This window comes from Nocardioides sp. NPDC051685 (genome assembly GCF_044453405.1).
Taxonomy (GTDB): Bacteria; Actinomycetota; Actinomycetes; order Propionibacteriales; family Nocardioidaceae; genus Nocardioides.
The window spans coordinates 139,203-155,593 of record NZ_JBITCR010000006.1; the positions used below are offsets into that span (position 1 = coordinate 139,203).

At 71.1% G+C, this 16,391-nt stretch carries 15 protein-coding genes; 13 read left to right on the forward strand and 2 right to left on the reverse strand.

Features of this window, described 5'->3' with window-relative positions:
- Positions 1-16: 16 nt before the first annotated feature.
- Complete coding sequence (locus tag ACIA03_RS18705; protein WP_396985184.1) at positions 17-1,486, reverse strand: aldehyde dehydrogenase family protein; 1,470 nt, start codon at positions 1,484-1,486, stop codon at positions 17-19.
- A gap of 167 nt (positions 1,487-1,653) precedes the next feature.
- Here ACIA03_RS18705 and ACIA03_RS18710 point away from each other — a divergent pair, with 167 nt between their 5' ends.
- From ACIA03_RS18710 to hutI, 12 genes are all read left to right on the forward strand, one after another.
- Positions 1,654-2,226, forward strand: a complete 573-nt coding sequence (locus ACIA03_RS18710) for a TetR/AcrR family transcriptional regulator (protein ID WP_396985186.1) — start codon at positions 1,654-1,656, stop codon at positions 2,224-2,226.
- 85 nt (positions 2,227-2,311) lie between these two features.
- A complete protein-coding gene (locus ACIA03_RS18715; protein WP_396985188.1) occupies positions 2,312-3,064 on the forward strand; it encodes an IclR family transcriptional regulator in 753 nt (250 codons plus the stop codon).
- Positions 3,065-3,223: 159 nt separating this feature from the next.
- Complete coding sequence (gene hutU / locus ACIA03_RS18720; RefSeq protein WP_396985190.1) at positions 3,224-4,882, forward strand: urocanate hydratase; 1,659 nt, start codon at positions 3,224-3,226, stop codon at positions 4,880-4,882.
- The gene (locus tag ACIA03_RS18725) at positions 4,879-6,213 is read left to right on the forward strand and encodes a formimidoylglutamate deiminase (protein ID WP_396985192.1); all 1,335 of its coding nucleotides are present in this window, start codon (positions 4,879-4,881) and stop codon (positions 6,211-6,213) included. Before hutU ends, ACIA03_RS18725 begins: the two co-directional genes overlap by 4 nt.
- A 2-nt stretch (positions 6,214-6,215) precedes the next feature.
- A complete protein-coding gene (locus ACIA03_RS18730) occupies positions 6,216-6,800 on the forward strand; it encodes a HutD family protein (RefSeq protein ID WP_396985194.1) in 585 nt (194 codons plus the stop codon).
- A 75-nt stretch (positions 6,801-6,875) separates the two neighbouring features.
- A complete protein-coding gene (locus ACIA03_RS18735) occupies positions 6,876-8,330 on the forward strand; it encodes an aromatic amino acid ammonia-lyase (RefSeq protein WP_396985196.1) in 1,455 nt (484 codons plus the stop codon).
- A gap of 125 nt (positions 8,331-8,455) precedes the next feature.
- Positions 8,456-9,589 (forward strand): ABC transporter ATP-binding protein, encoded by a 1,134-nt coding sequence (locus ACIA03_RS18740; RefSeq protein ID WP_396985198.1) that lies wholly within the window; start codon positions 8,456-8,458, stop codon positions 9,587-9,589.
- Positions 9,586-10,230 carry an ABC transporter permease gene (locus ACIA03_RS18745; protein WP_396985200.1) on the forward strand — a complete coding sequence of 215 codons (645 nt, stop codon included), beginning with the start codon at positions 9,586-9,588 and terminating at the stop codon, positions 10,228-10,230. Before ACIA03_RS18740 ends, ACIA03_RS18745 begins: the two co-directional genes overlap by 4 nt.
- Entirely contained in the window at positions 10,230-10,970 is a 741-nt protein-coding gene (locus ACIA03_RS18750) for an ABC transporter permease (RefSeq protein WP_396985203.1), read from the forward strand. The genes ACIA03_RS18745 and ACIA03_RS18750 overlap by 1 nt, the downstream gene beginning before the upstream one ends.
- A 19-nt stretch (positions 10,971-10,989) precedes the next feature.
- Complete coding sequence (locus tag ACIA03_RS18755) at positions 10,990-11,898, forward strand: ABC transporter substrate-binding protein (protein WP_396985205.1); 909 nt, start codon at positions 10,990-10,992, stop codon at positions 11,896-11,898.
- Positions 11,899-12,050: 152 nt separating this feature from the next.
- A complete protein-coding gene (locus ACIA03_RS18760; protein WP_396985207.1) occupies positions 12,051-13,238 on the forward strand; it encodes an allantoate amidohydrolase in 1,188 nt (395 codons plus the stop codon).
- Between the two features lie 8 nt (positions 13,239-13,246).
- Positions 13,247-14,392 carry an imidazolonepropionase gene (gene hutI, locus ACIA03_RS18765; RefSeq protein WP_396985679.1) on the forward strand — a complete coding sequence of 382 codons (1,146 nt, stop codon included), beginning with the start codon at positions 13,247-13,249 and terminating at the stop codon, positions 14,390-14,392.
- 4 nt (positions 14,393-14,396) lie between these two features.
- On the opposite strand, the gene ACIA03_RS18770 is transcribed toward hutI, so the two are convergent.
- The gene (locus ACIA03_RS18770; RefSeq protein ID WP_396985210.1) at positions 14,397-15,056 is read right to left on the reverse strand and encodes a TetR/AcrR family transcriptional regulator; all 660 of its coding nucleotides are present in this window, start codon (positions 15,054-15,056) and stop codon (positions 14,397-14,399) included.
- A 52-nt stretch (positions 15,057-15,108) separates the two neighbouring features.
- Between ACIA03_RS18770 and ACIA03_RS18775 the strand changes: the two genes are divergently transcribed.
- A complete protein-coding gene (locus ACIA03_RS18775) occupies positions 15,109-16,257 on the forward strand; it encodes a flavin-containing monooxygenase (protein WP_396985212.1) in 1,149 nt (382 codons plus the stop codon).
- The last annotated feature ends 134 nt before the right edge of the window (positions 16,258-16,391 follow it).

The window sequence follows — 16,391 nt, forward strand, 5'->3', positions numbered from 1 at the left end:
GAAGTAGCTCCTGCTCTCACGCGCCGAACCAACGGCTGGGCTCGGGGGTGGTGTTGTGCCAGATGTGCTTCGTCTCGCGGTATTCGTCCAGGCCTGCCATGCCGAGCTCGCGGCCGACGCCGGACTGCTTGAATCCGCCCCACTCGGCCTGCGGCACGTAGGGGTGGAAGTCGTTGATCCAGACCGTTCCGGCACGCAGTCCCGCGGCGATGCGGCGCGCCCGGTCGGGATCGGAGGTCCACACCCCGCCGGCCAGACCGAAGATCGTGTCGTTGGCGAGGGCCAGCGCCTCCTCCTCGGTGCGGAAGGTCTCCACCGTCAGCACCGGCCCGAACGACTCCTCACGCACGACGGTCATCCCGGCAGTGCAACCGTCGAGCACCGTGGGCGGGAAGAAGTAGCCACCGGCGTACTCGGGATCCGTGAGGCGGGTGCCCCCGCAGCGCAGCACGGCGCCCTCGGCGATGCCGGCCTCGACGTACGCCGTCACCTTCTCCAGGTGGGGCAGAGAGATGAGCGGGCCGGTCTCCGCCTTGTCGTCGAAGGGGCCGCCGAGCCGGATGGCCGATGCCCGCTCGACGAGGGCGTCGACGAACTCGTCGTGGATCGACTCCTCGACGAGGAGGCGAGCGCCGGCGGAGCAGACCTGCCCGGAGTGGAGGAAGACCGCGGTCAGCGCGTTGTCGAGGGCCGTCTCGCGGTCTGCGTCGGCAAAGACGATGTTGGGGTTCTTGCCGCCGAGCTCGAGCGCGACCTTCTTGACCGTGGCGGCGGCGGTGGCCATCAGGTGCTTGCCGGTCTCGAGCCCGCCGGTGAAGGAGAGCAGGTCGACCCGGGGGTCCTCCGCGAGCGGAGCCCCCGCGACCGGGCCGGCGCCGAGGACGAGGTTGCCCACGCCCGCCGGGAGCCCGGCCTCGGCGAGCAGTCGCATCAGGTGGATGGCGGTGTGCGGCGTCAGCTCGCTCGGCTTGAGGACGAAGGTGTTACCCGCGGCGAGAGCGGGGGCGACCTTCCAGGCCGTCTGGAGGAGCGGATAGTTCCACGGCGTGATGAGGGCGCAGACACCGACGGGCTCGTGGACGATCACCGACTCGACCTCGGGCCGGTCGGTGACGACCGGGCGGCTGTGGTCCTCGACGGCGAGGCGTGCGTAGTGGTCGAAGACGGCGACGATGTCATCGATGTCGATCTCGCTCTCCACCAGGCGCTTGCCGGTGTCGAGCGACTCGGCCCGGGCCACCAGCTGCTTGTCGCGCTCGAGCAGGCGGGCGACCCGCTCCAGCAGGGCGCCGCGCTCGGCTGCCGACGAGCGGGGCCAGGGGCCCTCGTCGAAGGCGCGGCGTGCCGCTGCGATCGCGGCGCGGGTGTCCTCCGCTCCGGCCTCGGCAACGGTTCCGACGACCGCGCCGTCAGCGGGACAGCGGATCTCCCGCTGATCGCCCGACTGCGCGGGCGACCAGCGCCCGTCGATGTAGATCTCGCTCATGCAACCTCCGGCGTCGGGTTGCGCACCAGGCAACCGCGGGTGAATTGCAGAAGATCCTGCGCGGACCCGAAGGGCCAGGTCAAGGGCTACACAGACAAAATTGTTGCAGGCGGTACAAAATTGTTGCAGCTGATACAAATCGCTCCATCGGTTGTTACAGTCGCCGCATGACGAGCGTGAGCACCGCCCCGGCCAAGGATCCGCAGCGCCGTGCTGCCTGGGCCGAGCTGGCGACCGACTACGTCCACGAGCACGGCCTCATCGGCCTGAGCCTGCGCCCCCTGGCGGCCGAGCTGGGCACGAGCAACCGGGTCCTGCTCTACCACTTCGGCACCAAGGACCAGCTGGTCGCCGACGTGCTCCGCACGTCCAACGAGCGGTCGGTCGCCGAGGTCGCTTCGCTCGAGCCCTCCGAGGACCTGCGTAGCGCCGTCCACGACCTCTGGTCGGTGATGGAGGGCGACCGGTGCAGCTGGATCTATGTGGAGGCGGCCGCGCTCGGCCTCTTCGGCAGGGAGCCGTACGCCTCCGCGGTCCGTGAAGCCAACGCAGTGTGGATCGCCGGACTGATCGCCCATCTGGAGAAGTCCGGAGTGGGTTCCGCAGTCGCTGAACGTGCAGCCCACGTCATCGACGCTGCCTTCCAGGGTCTCCAGCTCAGCCTGGGCCTCGACGGCAGCCTCCCCGAGCGCGCCCGCTCCGTCGAGGACCTCGCCGACGCCGTCGCTGCTCTGGCCTGATCCTTCGTGGTCGCTTCCGGCGACAGGTGAGATCCTGACCGTCACGAGTCCGTGACCGAGTCCGACACCGAAATGAGGTGGCGTCATGGGAGTCCCTGCTGCCGAGCAGACCCTGGCCATCCTGCGCCACCTCGCGAGCCAGGCGAGCCCGCTCCAGGCGTCCGCGATCGCGCGGTCTCTGGAGCTGCCGCGGTCCACGACGTACCACCTTCTGAACACGCTCATCGAGTTCGGCTTCGTCGTCCACTATCCCGAGCAGCGTGTCTATGGGCTGGGCGTGGGGGCCTATGAGCTCGGCAGCGGCTATGCCCGTCAGGAGCCGTTGCAGCGGCTGGCGCGGCGGCCCATCGCCGCGCTCGCCGACCGCTGCGGCAACAGCGCCCACCTCTCGGTGCTCCTCGGCCGCGACGTCGTGTACGTGATCGAGGAGCGGGCCGCGGGCAGGCCGCTCCTGATCACCGAGGTCGGTGTGCGGTTGCCCGCGGCGACCACGGCCTCCGGCCGGGCGATGCTCGCATCCCTTCCGCATCCCCAGGTCAGGGCGCTCTACGCCGACCGTGAGGCGTTCTCGCTCGAGGGTCCCGGGGCGCCCACGTCGCTGTCCCAGCTGCGGCGCATGCTCGTCGACGTCCGCGCCAACGGTTTCGCTGCCGAGCACGGGGAGGTGACCGAGGGCCTTGCTTCGGTCGCCATGCCTGTTCTCGACGGCACGGGATACCCGGTCGCCTCGGTGGCGGTGACCTATCCCCAGGCCGAGCAGTCGCCCGAGCTCGTCGAGCGGCTGGTCGCCGAGGTGCGTACGACGACGCGGATGCTGTCGCGCCGCCTGGGCGGCTGACCGGCCCGAGACCCTGGATCGTTCGACCCCTCGCCGGGGGTCTGGTATCCCAGACCGCGATCCGGGGAACGCCCTTCCTCTTGTGTCGGGGCGGGGGTGCAATGGCAGTGGGCCAAGAGCCCTCATGATCGACGTGCACAACCGAACGAGGAGAAGTCCATGGAAGGCGCCCGCCCCGTCCGCTCACCCCGCGGCACCGAGCTGACCGCGCGCAGCTGGTCGACCGAGGCCCCGCTGCGGATGCTCATGAACAACCTGGATCCGGAGAACGCCGAGCGTCCCGACGACCTGGTGGTCTATGGCGGAACCGGCAAGGCAGCGCGCAGCTGGGAGGCGTACGACGCCCTCGTCCGCACCCTGAAGACCTTGGGCGACGACGAGACCATGCTGGTGCAGTCCGGCAAGCCGGTCGGCGTCATGCGCACCCACGAATGGGCACCGCGTGTGCTGATCGCCAACTCCAACCTGGTCGGCGACTGGGCCAACTGGGAGGAGTTCCGCCGGCTCGAGGACCTCGGGCTCACGATGTACGGCCAGATGACGGCGGGCTCGTGGATCTACATCGGCACCCAGGGCATCCTGCAGGGCACGTTCGAGACCTTTGCGGCCGTCGCCGACAAGCGCTTCAAGGGCACGCTTGCGGGCACGATCACCCTGACCGCCGGCCTCGGCGGCATGGGCGGTGCCCAGCCGCTCGCCGTCACCATGAACGACGGGGTCGCGATCTGCGTCGACGTCGACGACTCGCGGATCAAGCGCCGCATCGAGCACCGCTACCTCGACGTACAGGCCGACGACCTGGAGCACGCCCTCGAGCTGGCTGTCCGGGCGCGCGACGAGAAGCGCGCCCTCTCCGTCGGACTGCTCGGCAACGCCGCCGAGGTCTTCCCGCGGCTGCTCGAGATGAAGGCGCCGATCGACATCGTCACCGACCAGACCTCCGCCCACGACCCGCTGTCCTACCTGCCGGTGGGCGTCGCCTTCGAGGACTGGCAGGCGGCGGCCGAGCGTGACCCGGCGGGCTTCACGAAGGACGCCCAGGCCTCGATGGCGGCGCACGTGCGCGCGATGGTGGAGTTCCAGGATGCCGGCGCCGAGGTCTTCGACTACGGCAACTCGATCCGCGACGAGGCGCGCAAGGGCGGCTACGAACGGGCCTTCGAGTTCCCGGGTTTCGTGCCGGCGTACATCCGTCCGCTCTTCTGCGAGGGCAAGGGCCCCTTCCGCTGGGCGGCGCTGTCCGGCGACCCCGAGGACATCCGCAAGACCGACGAGGCGATCCTGAAGCTCTTCCCCGAGAACGAGCGCCTGCGCAAGTGGATCACCATGGCGCAGGAGCGGGTGCACTTCCAGGGTCTCCCGGCCCGCATCTGCTGGCTGGGCTACGGCGAGCGTCACCTGGCCGGCCTGAAGTTCAACGAGATGGTGGCCAGCGGCGAGCTGTCCGCGCCGATCGTGATCGGGCGCGACCACCTCGACGCCGGCTCCGTCGCATCGCCGTATCGCGAGACCGAGGCGATGAAGGACGGCTCCGACGCGATCGCCGACTGGGCCCTGCTCAACGCCCTGGTCAACACCGCATCGGGTGCCTCCTGGGTCTCGATCCACCACGGCGGTGGCGTCGGCATGGGCCGTTCGATCCACGCCGGTCAGGTCTGCGTCGCCGACGGCACGGACCTGGCGGCGCAGAAGCTCGAGCGGGTCCTGACCAACGACCCCGGCATGGGCGTCATCCGCCACGTCGACGCCGGCTACGACGAGGCCATTGCCGTCGCCGACGAGCGCGGGGTGCGGATCCCCATGCGGGAGCAGGCGTGACCGCGTACCTCGCCGACTACGCCTGGCTCGGTGGGGACGAGGTCGAGGTCGACGTCCTCATCGAGGTCGACGGCGACCGGATCCGCGCCGTCACGCCGGGCGTCCCCGGTTCGGCTTCCCCCGCAGGCGCGACGCGCCTGCGGGGGCTCACCCTCCCTGGTCTGGCGAATGCGCACTCGCACGCGTTCCACCGCGCCCTGCGCGGCCGCACGCACCGGGGCGGCGGCACCTTCTGGACCTGGCGCGAGGACATGTACGCCGTCGCCGGACGTCTCACGCCGGACTCGTACTTCGCGCTGGCCCGGGCGACGTACGCCGAGATGGCGTTGGCCGGGATCACCGCGGTGGGGGAGTTCCACTACCTCCACCACGATCCCGACGGGCGTCCGTACGCCGAGGCGAACGCCATGGGGGAGGCGCTGATCGCGGCGGCCGCCGATGCCGGCATCCGGATCACGTTGCTCGACGCCTGCTACCTGACCGGAGCTCCTGGCCAGCCCCTCGAAGGCACCCAGCTGCGCTTCGGGGACGGCGATGCGGCTGCCTGGGCGGACCGGGTCTCGGCGCTGTCCGGCTCGGGCCACGCCCGCATCGGTGCGGCCATCCACTCTGTCCGCGCCGTGCCCGCCGACCAGCTCGCCACGGTGGCCGGCTGGGCCGCCGAGCAGGGTGCCCCGCTCCACTTCCACCTCTCCGAGCAGCGTGCCGAGAACCAGGCCTGCCAGGAGCTCTACGGCTGTACGCCCACCGAGCTGCTCGCCCGCCACGGGGCGCTGGGCCCACTCTCGTCGGCGGTGCACGCGACGCACCTGACCGAGGCGGACATCGCCGCGCTCGGTGACTCCCGTACGACGATCTGCATGACCCCGACCACCGAGCGCGACCTCGCGGACGGCATCGGACCCGCCCGCGACCTCGCCGACGCCGGCTCACCGGTCTCGCTCGGCAGCGACAGCAACGCGGTCATCGACCTGCTCGAGGAGACCCGAGCACTCGAGCTCGACGAGCGGCTGCGTACCGAACGACGCGGCCACTGGTCCGCGACCGGACTGCTGCGCGCGGCGACCGTCGACGGGCACGCCTCCCTCGGCTGGTCGGAGTCCGGCCGGATCGCGTCGGGGGGACTGGCCGACCTGACCACGATCTCCCTCGACTCCGTGCGCCTCGCGGGGTGGGGGACCGGGACGCTCCTCGAGTCGACTGTCTTCGCCGGTGCCGCCCAGGACGTCACCGACGTCATCGTGGGGGGCAACGAGGTCGTCCGCGATCGCCGGCATCTGGCGGTCGGTGACGTGGCCGGTGCGCTCCACCGCGCGATCACCGGGATCTGAGGATGGCGTTCGATCTCCGCCGCGCGGAGGAGCACGTCCGGCGCCCGTGGCGCAACGGCGGGGGCATGACCGCCGAGGTCGCCGCATGGCCCCCGGGCACGGACGCGGGCTCCGACTTCGCCTGGCGGGTCAGCTTCGCCGACGTCGCCGGCTCGGGTGCCTTCTCGACGTTCCCCGGCGTGGATCGGGTGATCACGCTGATCGACGGACCGCCGATGACGCTCGAGCTGGCGGGGGAGACCACAGTGCTGCGACCGTTCGTGCCGTACTCCTTCGACGGTGGGGTATCGGTGCTGTGCTCGGTGACGGCGCCCACCCGTGACCTCAACGTGATGACCCGGCGCGGGTGTGCGAGCGCCACGGTCGAGATGCTGGACGTACGCGGGGTGTCCCTGCCTCAGGCGCCGGCGTCCCCGTTGCTCGTGGTGGGCCTCACGGGTTCTGTGTGCGCCCGTGAGGGCGACGATGCGGCCACGCTCGGCCCGGGCGACGTGCTCGTCACCGACCAGCCCGTGACCGTCGAGGGTGCCGGAGTCGTGGCGATCGTCCGCATCGCCTCGACGCCACCGTCTGGGATCCAAGACTGAATCCGCCCGGCGACGAGTGCGCCGCGGGAGGCCCGAAGCGTTGAATTGAGCCCACGAAACCCCAAGGAGCTCACCATGTCGCGCGGCAAACATCACGTACTCATCGACGGCACCTCACTCGGCCGTGACGAGATCCTCCTGGTCGCTCGCGGCGGCGCATCGGTCCGGCTCGACCCGGCCGCGCGCGAACGGGCGCGGAAGTCGTGGGAGACGGCGGAGGCTGTCGCCCGCAGGCGCCACGTCTACGGCCGCACCACCGGGGTGGGCGCCAACCGGCAGGAGGAGGTCGGCGGTGATGCAGCGCTGGGGCACGGACTCCGGTTGCTCCGCAGCCATGCGGGCGGAGTCGGCTTCGAGCTGGCCGCCGACGTGGTTCGCGCCACCATGGTCATCCGGCTCAACCAGCTGGCCGCAGGCGGGTCCGGGGTTCATGTGCGCGTCCTGGACGCGCTCGAGCGGGCTCTCGACCTCGGTGCTCTGCCGAGGGTGCACAGGCTCGGCGCGATCGGCACCGGCGACCTGACCGTTCTGGCGGAGATCGCGCTCACCCTGGCCGGCGAGCGTCCGTGGGCGGTCGGCGAGGCACCGCCGGTTGCGCTCGACACCGGGGACGCGCTCGCGTTCATGAGCAGCAACGCCGCGACGCTGGCCGAGTCGGTCATCGCCTGCGCCGACCTGCAGACGCTCCTCCGCGCCAGCCACACCGTCGCCGCCCTCTCCTTCCTGGCGCTGGGCGGCTCCGCCGAGGCCTACGCCGCGGTCGTGCACGAGGCGCGACCGCACCCGGGCCAGGAGCACTGTGCCGCCGAGATGCGTCGGTTGCTCGGGATGACCGGGCCTCCGGTGCCGGGCCGCCGGATCCAGGATCCGTTCGGCCTGCGGGCATTCCCGCAGGTGCAGGGACCAGCGCTGGACAGCCTTGCCCAGCTCGAGCAGGTCCTCTCCGTCGAGGTCAACGCGCGAGCCGAGAACCCCCTCATCTCCGTGGAGGCCGAGGACGTGTTCCACCACGCGCACTTCCACACGGCGTACGTCGCGGTGGCCCTGGACCAGGCGCGCGCATCCGTTCACCAGGTGGCGGAGCTGTCCGCCGCCCGCCTCGGCGACCTGGTCGAGCCGACCATGACGGGTCTGACACCGTTCCTCGCCTCGGGGCCGGCAGGCAGCTCCGGGGTGATGATCCTCGAGTACGTCGCGCACGACGCCCTTGCCCAGATGCGGCACGCGGCGCTGCCCGTGACGATGGGCACCGCGGTGGTCTCCCGCGGGCTCGAGGATCACGCGAGCTTCTCGACCCAGGCTGCCCGGCAGGCGATCGTGGTGGTCGAGGCGTACCGCCATGTGCTCGCCTGCGAGCTCGTGGCCGCGGTGCGCGCGCTTCGCGTGCAACAGCCGGAGCTCGGCGACATCCCCGCGCGGGCCGCGCTCGAGCGAGCCGCCCAGGTCCTGGACCCGAGCCTCGAGGACCGATCCCTTGGGGAAGACCTCGACCGCGCCGCCGATCTGCTTCACGAGCTGGCCGCGCTCTGAGCTGGTTGGTCAAGTCTCGGATCCCAGACAGTACCGGGTTGCGCCCCATGTACCTCACCGAGGCCCGAGAGGTGCACTGGGACCCGCACCACATTCGATGACCCAGCAGTGGAGGTGAGTGCCGGATGATCCGGTTCGACTCAGTGAGCAAGGAATACCCTGACGGCACCGTCGCCGTCGGCGGCCTGGAGATGACCGCGCCGACCGGCAAGATCACGGTGCTCGTCGGGCCCTCGGGCTGCGGCAAGACGACGTCGCTGCGGATGATCAACCGGATGATCGAGCCGACGAGCGGGCGGATCTGGATCGACGACCGCGACACCAGCACGATGGACGCGGCCGAGCTGCGTCGAGGGATCGGCTATGTGATCCAGCAAGCCGGCCTGTTCCCGCACCGCACGGTCGCCGCGAACATCGCGACGGTGCCGATGCTGCTCGGCTGGGACAGGAAGAAGGCGCGCGCTCGCTCGCTGGAGCTGCTGGAGCGCGTCGGGCTGCCCGCTTCCTTCGCCGACCGCTACCCGAGTCAGCTCTCCGGCGGTCAGCAGCAGCGCGTCGGGGTGGCCCGTGCCCTGGCCGCCGACCCGCCCGTCATGTTGATGGACGAGCCGTTCAGCGCGGTCGACCCCGTCGTACGCGACCAGCTGCAGGACGAGTTCCTCCGGCTCCAGGGCGACCTGGGGAAGACCATCGTGTTCGTCACCCATGACATCGACGAGGCGATCAAGCTGGGTGACCAGGTCGCCGTGCTCCGGGTCGGCGGCAAGCTCGCCCAGATCGCAGAGCCCGCGCGGCTCCTGGCGCACCCCGTCGACGACTTCGTCGCCGACTTCGTGGGCCGCGACCGGGGATATCGCGGGCTCGGCTTCCAGAAGGCCCCGAAGCTGCCGCTCTCGGCGGAGACGACGGCGAGCCTCGGCGACAGCGCCGAGCAGGTGCGGGCCGCCGCGGGGGCCGAGCCGTGGACCATGGTCGTCGACGACGACCAGCGTCCGCTGGGCTGGGTCAACTCGGAGCAGCTCGCCGGCACGATCTCGTCCGAGGTGCTGCACCGCGGAGGCACCCTCGCCTCCACGAACGGGACGCTGCGCAACCTGCTCGACGCCGCGCTGTCCTCACCAGCCCGTCGCGGCGTGGTCGTCGACGAGGACGGTACGTTCCTCGGCACCGTCCTGGCCCACCAGGTGCTCGACGCCATCGAGAGCACCGAGCGTGCCGCAGCGGCCGACACGCAGCCGGCTGGGAGCGCGGCCCGATGAGCTGGTCCATCGACCACCTGCCTGCGGTCCTCTCCCTGATCGGCCGGCACGTCTACCTCGCCGGACTCCCGCTCCTGCTGGGTCTGCTCGTCGCGGTCCCGCTGGGTTGGCTGGCGCGGCGGTACCGGGTCCTGTACCCGCTGCTGATCGCCGGGACCGGTCTCCTCTACACGATCCCGTCGCTCGCGCTGTTCATCCTGATGCCCCTGTTCATCGGCACCCGGATCCTCGACCCGGTCAACGTGGTCGTCGCGATGACGATCTACACCGTGGCCCTGCTGGTGCGTACGGTGGCCGACGGCCTGGGCGCCGTGCCCGACTCGGTCAACCAGGCAGCGACGGCGATGGGCTTCGGGCGGGTGCGACGACTGTTCATGGTCGAGCTCCCGCTGGCGGTCCCGGTCATCTCGGCCGGCCTTCGGGTCGCCGCGGTGAGCAACGTCAGCATCGTCAGCGTCGCGGCGATCATCGGCGTACCCCAGCTGGGCTCTCTCTTCACCGACGGCTTCCGCCGCAACTTCATGGAGCCGATCCTCGTGGGCGTGGTCGCGTGCGTCCTGCTGGCGCTCGTGTTCGACCTCGCGATCATCGCCGGAACCCGGCTCATCACCCCGTGGCAGCGCACGAGGAGGGCCGCCTGATGAACCTCGTCCTCACATGGTTGACGGACCCCACCCACTGGTCGGGCGAGGACGGTGTCCCGCATCGCATCCTCGAGCACCTGACGTACTCGGCCGTCGCCCTGGTGATCGCGGCGATCATCGCGATCCCGCTCGGCCTATACGTCGGTCACACCGGACGCGGGAAGTTCCTGGTCGTGAACGTCGCCGGGGCCGCCCGCGCCATCCCGAGCCTGGGTCTGCTGTTCGTCATGGTCCTGCTCCTGGGCCCCCGGCTCTCCGGCGACGCGGCCTTCGTGGTCCCGTGCCTCGTCGTGCTGGCCGTGCTGGCCGTACCACCGATCCTGGCCGGGGCGTACGCGGGTGTCGAAGAGGTCGACGCGGGCGCCCGGGATGCCGCGAAGGGCATGGGGATGAGAGGCCTCCAGGTGCTTCTCAGGGTCGAGCTGCCGTGCGCGCTGCCCCTCATCTTCTCGGGCCTGCGCTCGGCGACGCTCCAGGTCGTGGCGACCGCGACCATCGCCGCGACGGCCGGTCTCGGCGGACTCGGGCGACTCCTGATCGACGGCCTCGCGGTACGCGACTTCGGCCAGATGGCCGCGGGCGCCGTGCTCGTGGCAGCACTCGCCCTCGTCGTCGATCTCATCTTCGCGCTGGTCCAGCGCTACGCGGTGTCCGCGGGCCTGACGGGCCGTCGCACCACATCCCGACGATCGCGGCCGAGGGCGTCCGCTGATCCCACTCTGATCACCATCAGCTGACCCGATAGGAAACGAACCCATGCACAGAATGAAGACCTACCTCGCCGTGGCGGCCTCGGCCGCGTTGCTCGCCGGATGCGGCAGCGGCGACCCGCTGGCGACCGAGGCCGCCGGAGCGGACGAGAAGGGCACCATCACCGTCGGGTCCGCCGACTTCCCGGAGAGCGCCCTGATCGCCGAGATCTACGCCGGGGCGCTGGAGGCCAAGGGCGTCAAGGTCGAGAAGACGCTGAACATCGGCAGTCGCGAGGCGTACGTCCCGGCGCTGCAGGACGGCTCGATCGACCTGATCCCGGAGTACACGGGTGCACTCCTGCACTACTTCGACGAGGACGCCACCGCTACCGACTCCGAGTCGGTCTACGAGGCTCTGACGGCCGCGGCACCGAAGGACCTCTCGGTCCTGACGATGTCGTCGGCGGAGGACAAGGATGTCGTCGCGGTCACGAAGGAGACGGCGGAAAAGTACTCCCTCACGTCCATCGGCGACCTCGCCGAGGTCTCTGACGAGCTCGTCCTCGGCGGCCCGCCGGAGTGGAAGACGCGGCGCCAGGGTGTCAAGGGCCTGGCCGACGTCTACGGGGTCGAGTTCGGCACCTTCCGCGCACTCGACGCCGGCGGTCCGTTGACCGTCCAGGCCCTCAAGAACGGACAGGTGGACGCGGCGGACCTCTTCACCACCGACCCGTCGATCCAGGAGAACGGGTTCATCATGCTCGACGACCCGGAGAGCCTGTTCCCGGCGGAGAACGTGGTTCCCCTGATCGCCAGGTCGAAGGTCGACGACAAGGTCTCCCAGGCGCTCGACGGGGTCTCGGCCGAGCTCGACACGGAGACGCTGGCGACCCTGGTCAAGCAGGTCATCGTGGACAAGAAGGACGCCGAGGACGTGGCGGCCGAGTTCCTGACCGAGCAGGGTCTCGCCTAGCTTCCGGCACGCCTCACCGGAGCGGCATCGTGGGCCATGGGGCCTGCGATGCCGCTCTCTGTGTCGGTCGCTCCCGGGGATGTCTGGGATACCGGACAGTTCACCTCGTCGGAACCCTTGCCTGGATGCCCGGTTCCCGGTGGACTCTGGTCATGACGTTCGAGCGCATGTGGGCCGACATCGCCCCGGTGGGCAGATCTGCCTCCTCCCAGGGTTACTTCCGTCAGCCGTACACCTCCGCCGAGATGGAGCTGCGCTCCTGGTTCGCCGAGGAGTGCGCCCGGCGAGGGCTCGATCTCGAGCGTGACGGCAACGGCAACCTGGTCGCCTGGTGGGGGAGCGGCGACGATGCCGTGCTCACCGGGTCACATCTGGACAGCGTTCTCGACGGCGGGGCGTACGACGGGCCGCTCGGGGTGGTCTCCTCCCTCGCGGCCGTCGATGTCCTGACGGAGCGAGGCTTCAGCCCACGCCGCCCGATCGCGATCGGCGTCTTCGCCGACGAGGAGGGGTCCCGCTACGGGCTCGGCTGCCTCGGCTCCCAGCTCGCGACCGGACTGACGACCCCCGACCAGGCGCGGGCCCTGCGCGACCGCGGCGGACGACGGCTCGAGGAGGTCATGGCCGACGCGGGTCTCGAGCCGGCGCTCGGCCGGTCGGCCTGGCTGGACCGGGTCGGCTGCTACGTCGAGCTCCATGTCGAGCAGGGCCGCAACCTCATCGACCGCGGCGCCGCGGTGGGCGTCGCCAGCGGGATCTGGCCGCACGGTCGCTGGCGCTTCGACTTCGATGGCGAGGCCAACCACGCCGGCGCCACCCGGATGGAGGACCGGCGGGACCCGATGCTGACGTTCGCGATGACCGCGCTCGCGGCGGACGAGGAGGCCCGGCGTACCGGGCAGCGCGCCACCTTCGGCCGGATCGAGGCCACCCCCAACGGCACCAACGCCGTGCCCTCGCGTGTCGCCGCCTGGCTCGACGCCCGCTGCGAGGACGACACGATGCTCGGCGATCTCGTGGCCACCCTCGAGAAGCGGGCCGGCGAGCGGGCCGGTCTCGACCGGACCAGCGTCACCGTGACCGCCGAGTCGCTGTCGGCCGCCGTCGAGTTCGACCGCGACCTGGCGACCCGGATCGCCGCCCCCGGCGGCTGGCCGATCATCCCGACCCAGGCAGGACACGACGCCGGCATCCTGTCGACCGCGGGCATCCCGACCGCGATGCTCTTCGTCCGCAATCCCACCGGCATCTCGCACTCACCCGAGGAGCACGCCGAGATGGCCGACTGCGTCGCCGGCGTCGAGGCTCTTGCCGACACCCTCGCGGAGCTGGCCCGATGAGCGGCGCGATGCTCGTCACGGGGATCAGCGAGCTCTTCCTCGGCGACGCCGCTAGGTCGGTGATCGAGCAGGCCGCCTTCGTCGTCGAGGACGGCCGGGTGGCGTGGGTGGGACCCGCCGCCGAGGCGCCGGCTGCTGACGCGGCGTACGACGTCGGCGGGCGCGCCGTCATTCCCGGGTTCGTCGACTCCCACAGCCATCTCGTCTTCGCCGGCGACCGCTCGGCCGAGTTCGCCGCGCGCATGGCGGGGGAGAGCTACGCCGCCGGCGGCATCCGTACGACGGTGCGCGCAACCCGCGCGGCCGGGGACGCGGAGCTCACCGCCCACGTCGCGCGGCTCGTGGCCGAGATGCGGCGGCAGGGCACCACCACCCTCGAGATCAAGAGCGGCTACGGTCTGAGCGTCGCCGACGAGGCGCGCTCCTTGGCGGTGGCGCGGCAGTTCACCGACGAGACGACCTTCCTCGGCGCCCACGTCGTGCCGGAGGGGATCAGCGTGGAGGACTACGTCGCGCTGGTCACCGGCCCGATGCTCGAGGCCGCGCGGCCGTACGCCCGCTGGATCGACGCCTTCTGCGAGCGCGGTGCCTTCGACGCCGACCAGGCCCGGGCGGTGCTGGCCGCGGGGGCGGCCGTCGGGCTGAAGGGCCGGCTGCACGCCAACCAGCTCACCTACGGCGCCGGCGTCCAGCTGGCCTGTGAGCTCGGCCTGGTGGCGGTCGACCACTGCACCTATCTCAGCGACACCGACGTCGACGCGCTCGCGCAGTCGGGCACCGTCGCGACCCTGCTGCCCGGCGTGGAGTTCTCGACCCGGCATCCGTACGTCGACGCCCGTCGCCTGATCGATGCCGGCGTCCGCGTCGCGCTCGCGTCGGACTGCAACCCGGGCTCGTGCTTCACCAGCTCGCTGCCGTTCTGCATCGCCCTCGCCGTACGTGACATGGGGATGACGCCGCGCGAGGCCGTGTGGGCCGCGACTGCCGGTGGTGCCGCGGCTCTCGGCCGTACCGACGTCGGACACCTGAGCGCCGGAGCGGCCGCCGACTTCGCCGTCCTCGACGCGCCGTCCCATGTGCACCTGGCCTACCGGCCGGGGGTGCCTCTGGTCGCCGAGACCTGGCGGGCCGGTCAGCGGGCTGACGCACGCTGACGGCTCAGTCGGACGACGTGCGACCGGACTCTGTGGCGAACCGCTCGAGGTAGCCGACCAGGATCTCGATACCGTCGTCGATGACCCGCTGGTCGCCCGTGTAGCCATCGCGGAAGGCCCACTCCAGCACCCGGTCGCCGATCTCGACCGCGAGCAGCCCGCGTGCCAGGTCGGCCTCCTCGGACAGCAGACCCGCCCCCGTCATCACAGCGAACACGGCCTCGGCGATCCGCACGTTGTGCTCGCGGCAGAACTCGATGACGGCGGGACTGGTGCGCCCACGGAAGTAGATGGCGACGAACTCCTGACGACGCGCGTAGACGTCGAGGAAGGCGTGCATGGTCGTCGTGACGACGGACCGGATGCTCAGCGTCTCGAGCGCGGCGACGGTCTCCGCGACATGTGCGTCCATCTCCTCGGTGTCGCGCTTCACCAGCTCGAGGATGATCTCCTCCTTGTCGGCGAAGTACTGATAGATCGAGGCCACGGGCACGCCGGCCGCATCAGCGATCCGGCGGGTGCTGAGGGCGTCGACGCCCTCGGACACGACCAGCTCGGCCGCCGCGTCCAGGATCCTCGCGACCCGCTCCCTGCTGCGCCGCTGCGACGGCGCTCTCCGATCCGTCCGACTTCCGGCGCTGGGTCTTGTGCTCGCTGCGGACATGCCACATAGTGTAACGAAAACATGACTCATGTTCAGGTTTGAGAGGCGCGGCATGTCGCAACAGGTCCACACCATCCATCCGGTCGCCGTCATCGGGGCCGGACCCGCCGGATTGGCCACCGCCGCCGCGCTGCGCGCGAAAGGCGTGGATACGGTCGTCCTCGAGCGAGCCGACGACGTCGGCTCGAGCTGGCGGCGCCACTACGACCGGCTCCACCTGCACACGGTCCGGTGGCTGTCCGGCCTGCCGGGTATGGCGATGCCGCGCTCGGAGGGCAGCTGGGTGTCGCGCGACGGCGTCATCCGCTACCTGGAGGCCTACACCGCGCACCACGGTCTCGACGTCCGCACCGGGGTCACCGTCGAGCGGGTCGAGCGCAACGCGCAGGGCTGGGTGCTGCGGTCGCCCCAGGGCGACGTGCACGCCGGCGCGGTGGTGGTGGCCACCGGCTACAACCACACCCCGGTCATGCCCGATGTGCCCGGTGTCGACGAGTTCACCGGCGAGCTGCTGCACGCGAGCCGCTACCGCAACGGCAAGCCGTACGCAGGCAGGGACGTGCTGGTGGTCGGGCCGGGCAACACCGGCGCGGAGATCTCGGTCGACCTGACCGAGCACGGCGCGGGCCGGGTGCGGCTGGCCGTCCGTACGCCGCCGCACATCCTGCGCCGGGCCGTCGGCCCGATCCCGACCCAGGCGACCAGCGTGCTGTTGCGCCGGGTGCCGACGGTCATCGGCGACGCCCTGGCGGAGGTGACCCGCAAGCTGCAGGTGCCCGACCTGTCCACGTACGGCCTGGCCGACCCGGGCAAGGGCGTGATCACCCGCGCGCGGCGGGGCGAGATCCCGATCCTCGACGTCGGCCTGGTCGACGCGGTCCTGGCGGGGAAGGTCGAACCGGTCGCCGCCCTGGCCGGCTTCGACGGGGACAAGGTGCTGCTCGCCGACGGCACCGCGATCGTGCCGGACGCGGTCATCGTCGCCGCGGGCTACCGGCGTGGCCTCGAGCCGCTCGTCGGGCACCTGGGCGTGCTCGACGCGGCCGGCAGTCCCGTCGTGTCCGGCACCGCGACACCGGACGGTGCGCCGAACCTCCACTTCATCGGCTACTCCAACCCGATCAGCGGGATGTTCCGCGAGATCGCCATCGATGCCAAGCGCATCGCCAAGTCGTTGAGCAAGCAGCTGACCGCCGCCTGATCGAGACCACGAACTCGCGGACGGGGGATCCTGTCCTGGTCCGCGCGGGCAAGCGCGCCGCGGTCGAGGTGACGGCGCCTGAGCCGGATCGTGTCTGTGTCCGTCATCGGCGGCATTTGATGACAGGGTTCGAT

What these genes read in the sequence shown, in the direction of transcription:
- ACIA03_RS18705 (WP_396985184.1), bottom strand. Translation starts at nt 1,486, where the DNA reads ATGAGCGAGATCTACATCGACGGGCGCTGGTCGCCCGCGCAGTCGGGC.
- ACIA03_RS18710 (WP_396985186.1), top strand. Translation starts at nt 1,654, where the DNA reads ATGACGAGCGTGAGCACCGCCCCGGCCAAGGATCCGCAGCGCCGTGCT.
- ACIA03_RS18715 (WP_396985188.1), top strand. Translation starts at nt 2,312, where the DNA reads ATGGGAGTCCCTGCTGCCGAGCAGACCCTGGCCATCCTGCGCCACCTC.
- hutU (WP_396985190.1), top strand. Translation starts at nt 3,224, where the DNA reads ATGGAAGGCGCCCGCCCCGTCCGCTCACCCCGCGGCACCGAGCTGACC.
- ACIA03_RS18730 (WP_396985194.1), top strand. Translation starts at nt 6,216, where the DNA reads ATGGCGTTCGATCTCCGCCGCGCGGAGGAGCACGTCCGGCGCCCGTGG.
- ACIA03_RS18735 (WP_396985196.1), top strand. Translation starts at nt 6,876, where the DNA reads ATGTCGCGCGGCAAACATCACGTACTCATCGACGGCACCTCACTCGGC.
- ACIA03_RS18740 (WP_396985198.1), top strand. Translation starts at nt 8,456, where the DNA reads ATGATCCGGTTCGACTCAGTGAGCAAGGAATACCCTGACGGCACCGTC.
- ACIA03_RS18745 (WP_396985200.1), top strand. Translation starts at nt 9,586, where the DNA reads ATGAGCTGGTCCATCGACCACCTGCCTGCGGTCCTCTCCCTGATCGGC.
- ACIA03_RS18750 (WP_396985203.1), top strand. Translation starts at nt 10,230, where the DNA reads ATGAACCTCGTCCTCACATGGTTGACGGACCCCACCCACTGGTCGGGC.
- ACIA03_RS18755 (WP_396985205.1), top strand. Translation starts at nt 10,990, where the DNA reads ATGCACAGAATGAAGACCTACCTCGCCGTGGCGGCCTCGGCCGCGTTG.
- ACIA03_RS18760 (WP_396985207.1), top strand. Translation starts at nt 12,051, where the DNA reads ATGACGTTCGAGCGCATGTGGGCCGACATCGCCCCGGTGGGCAGATCT.
- hutI (WP_396985679.1), top strand. Translation starts at nt 13,247, where the DNA reads ATGCTCGTCACGGGGATCAGCGAGCTCTTCCTCGGCGACGCCGCTAGG.
- ACIA03_RS18770 (WP_396985210.1), bottom strand. Translation starts at nt 15,056, where the DNA reads ATGTCCGCAGCGAGCACAAGACCCAGCGCCGGAAGTCGGACGGATCGG.
- ACIA03_RS18775 (WP_396985212.1), top strand. Translation starts at nt 15,109, where the DNA reads ATGTCGCAACAGGTCCACACCATCCATCCGGTCGCCGTCATCGGGGCC.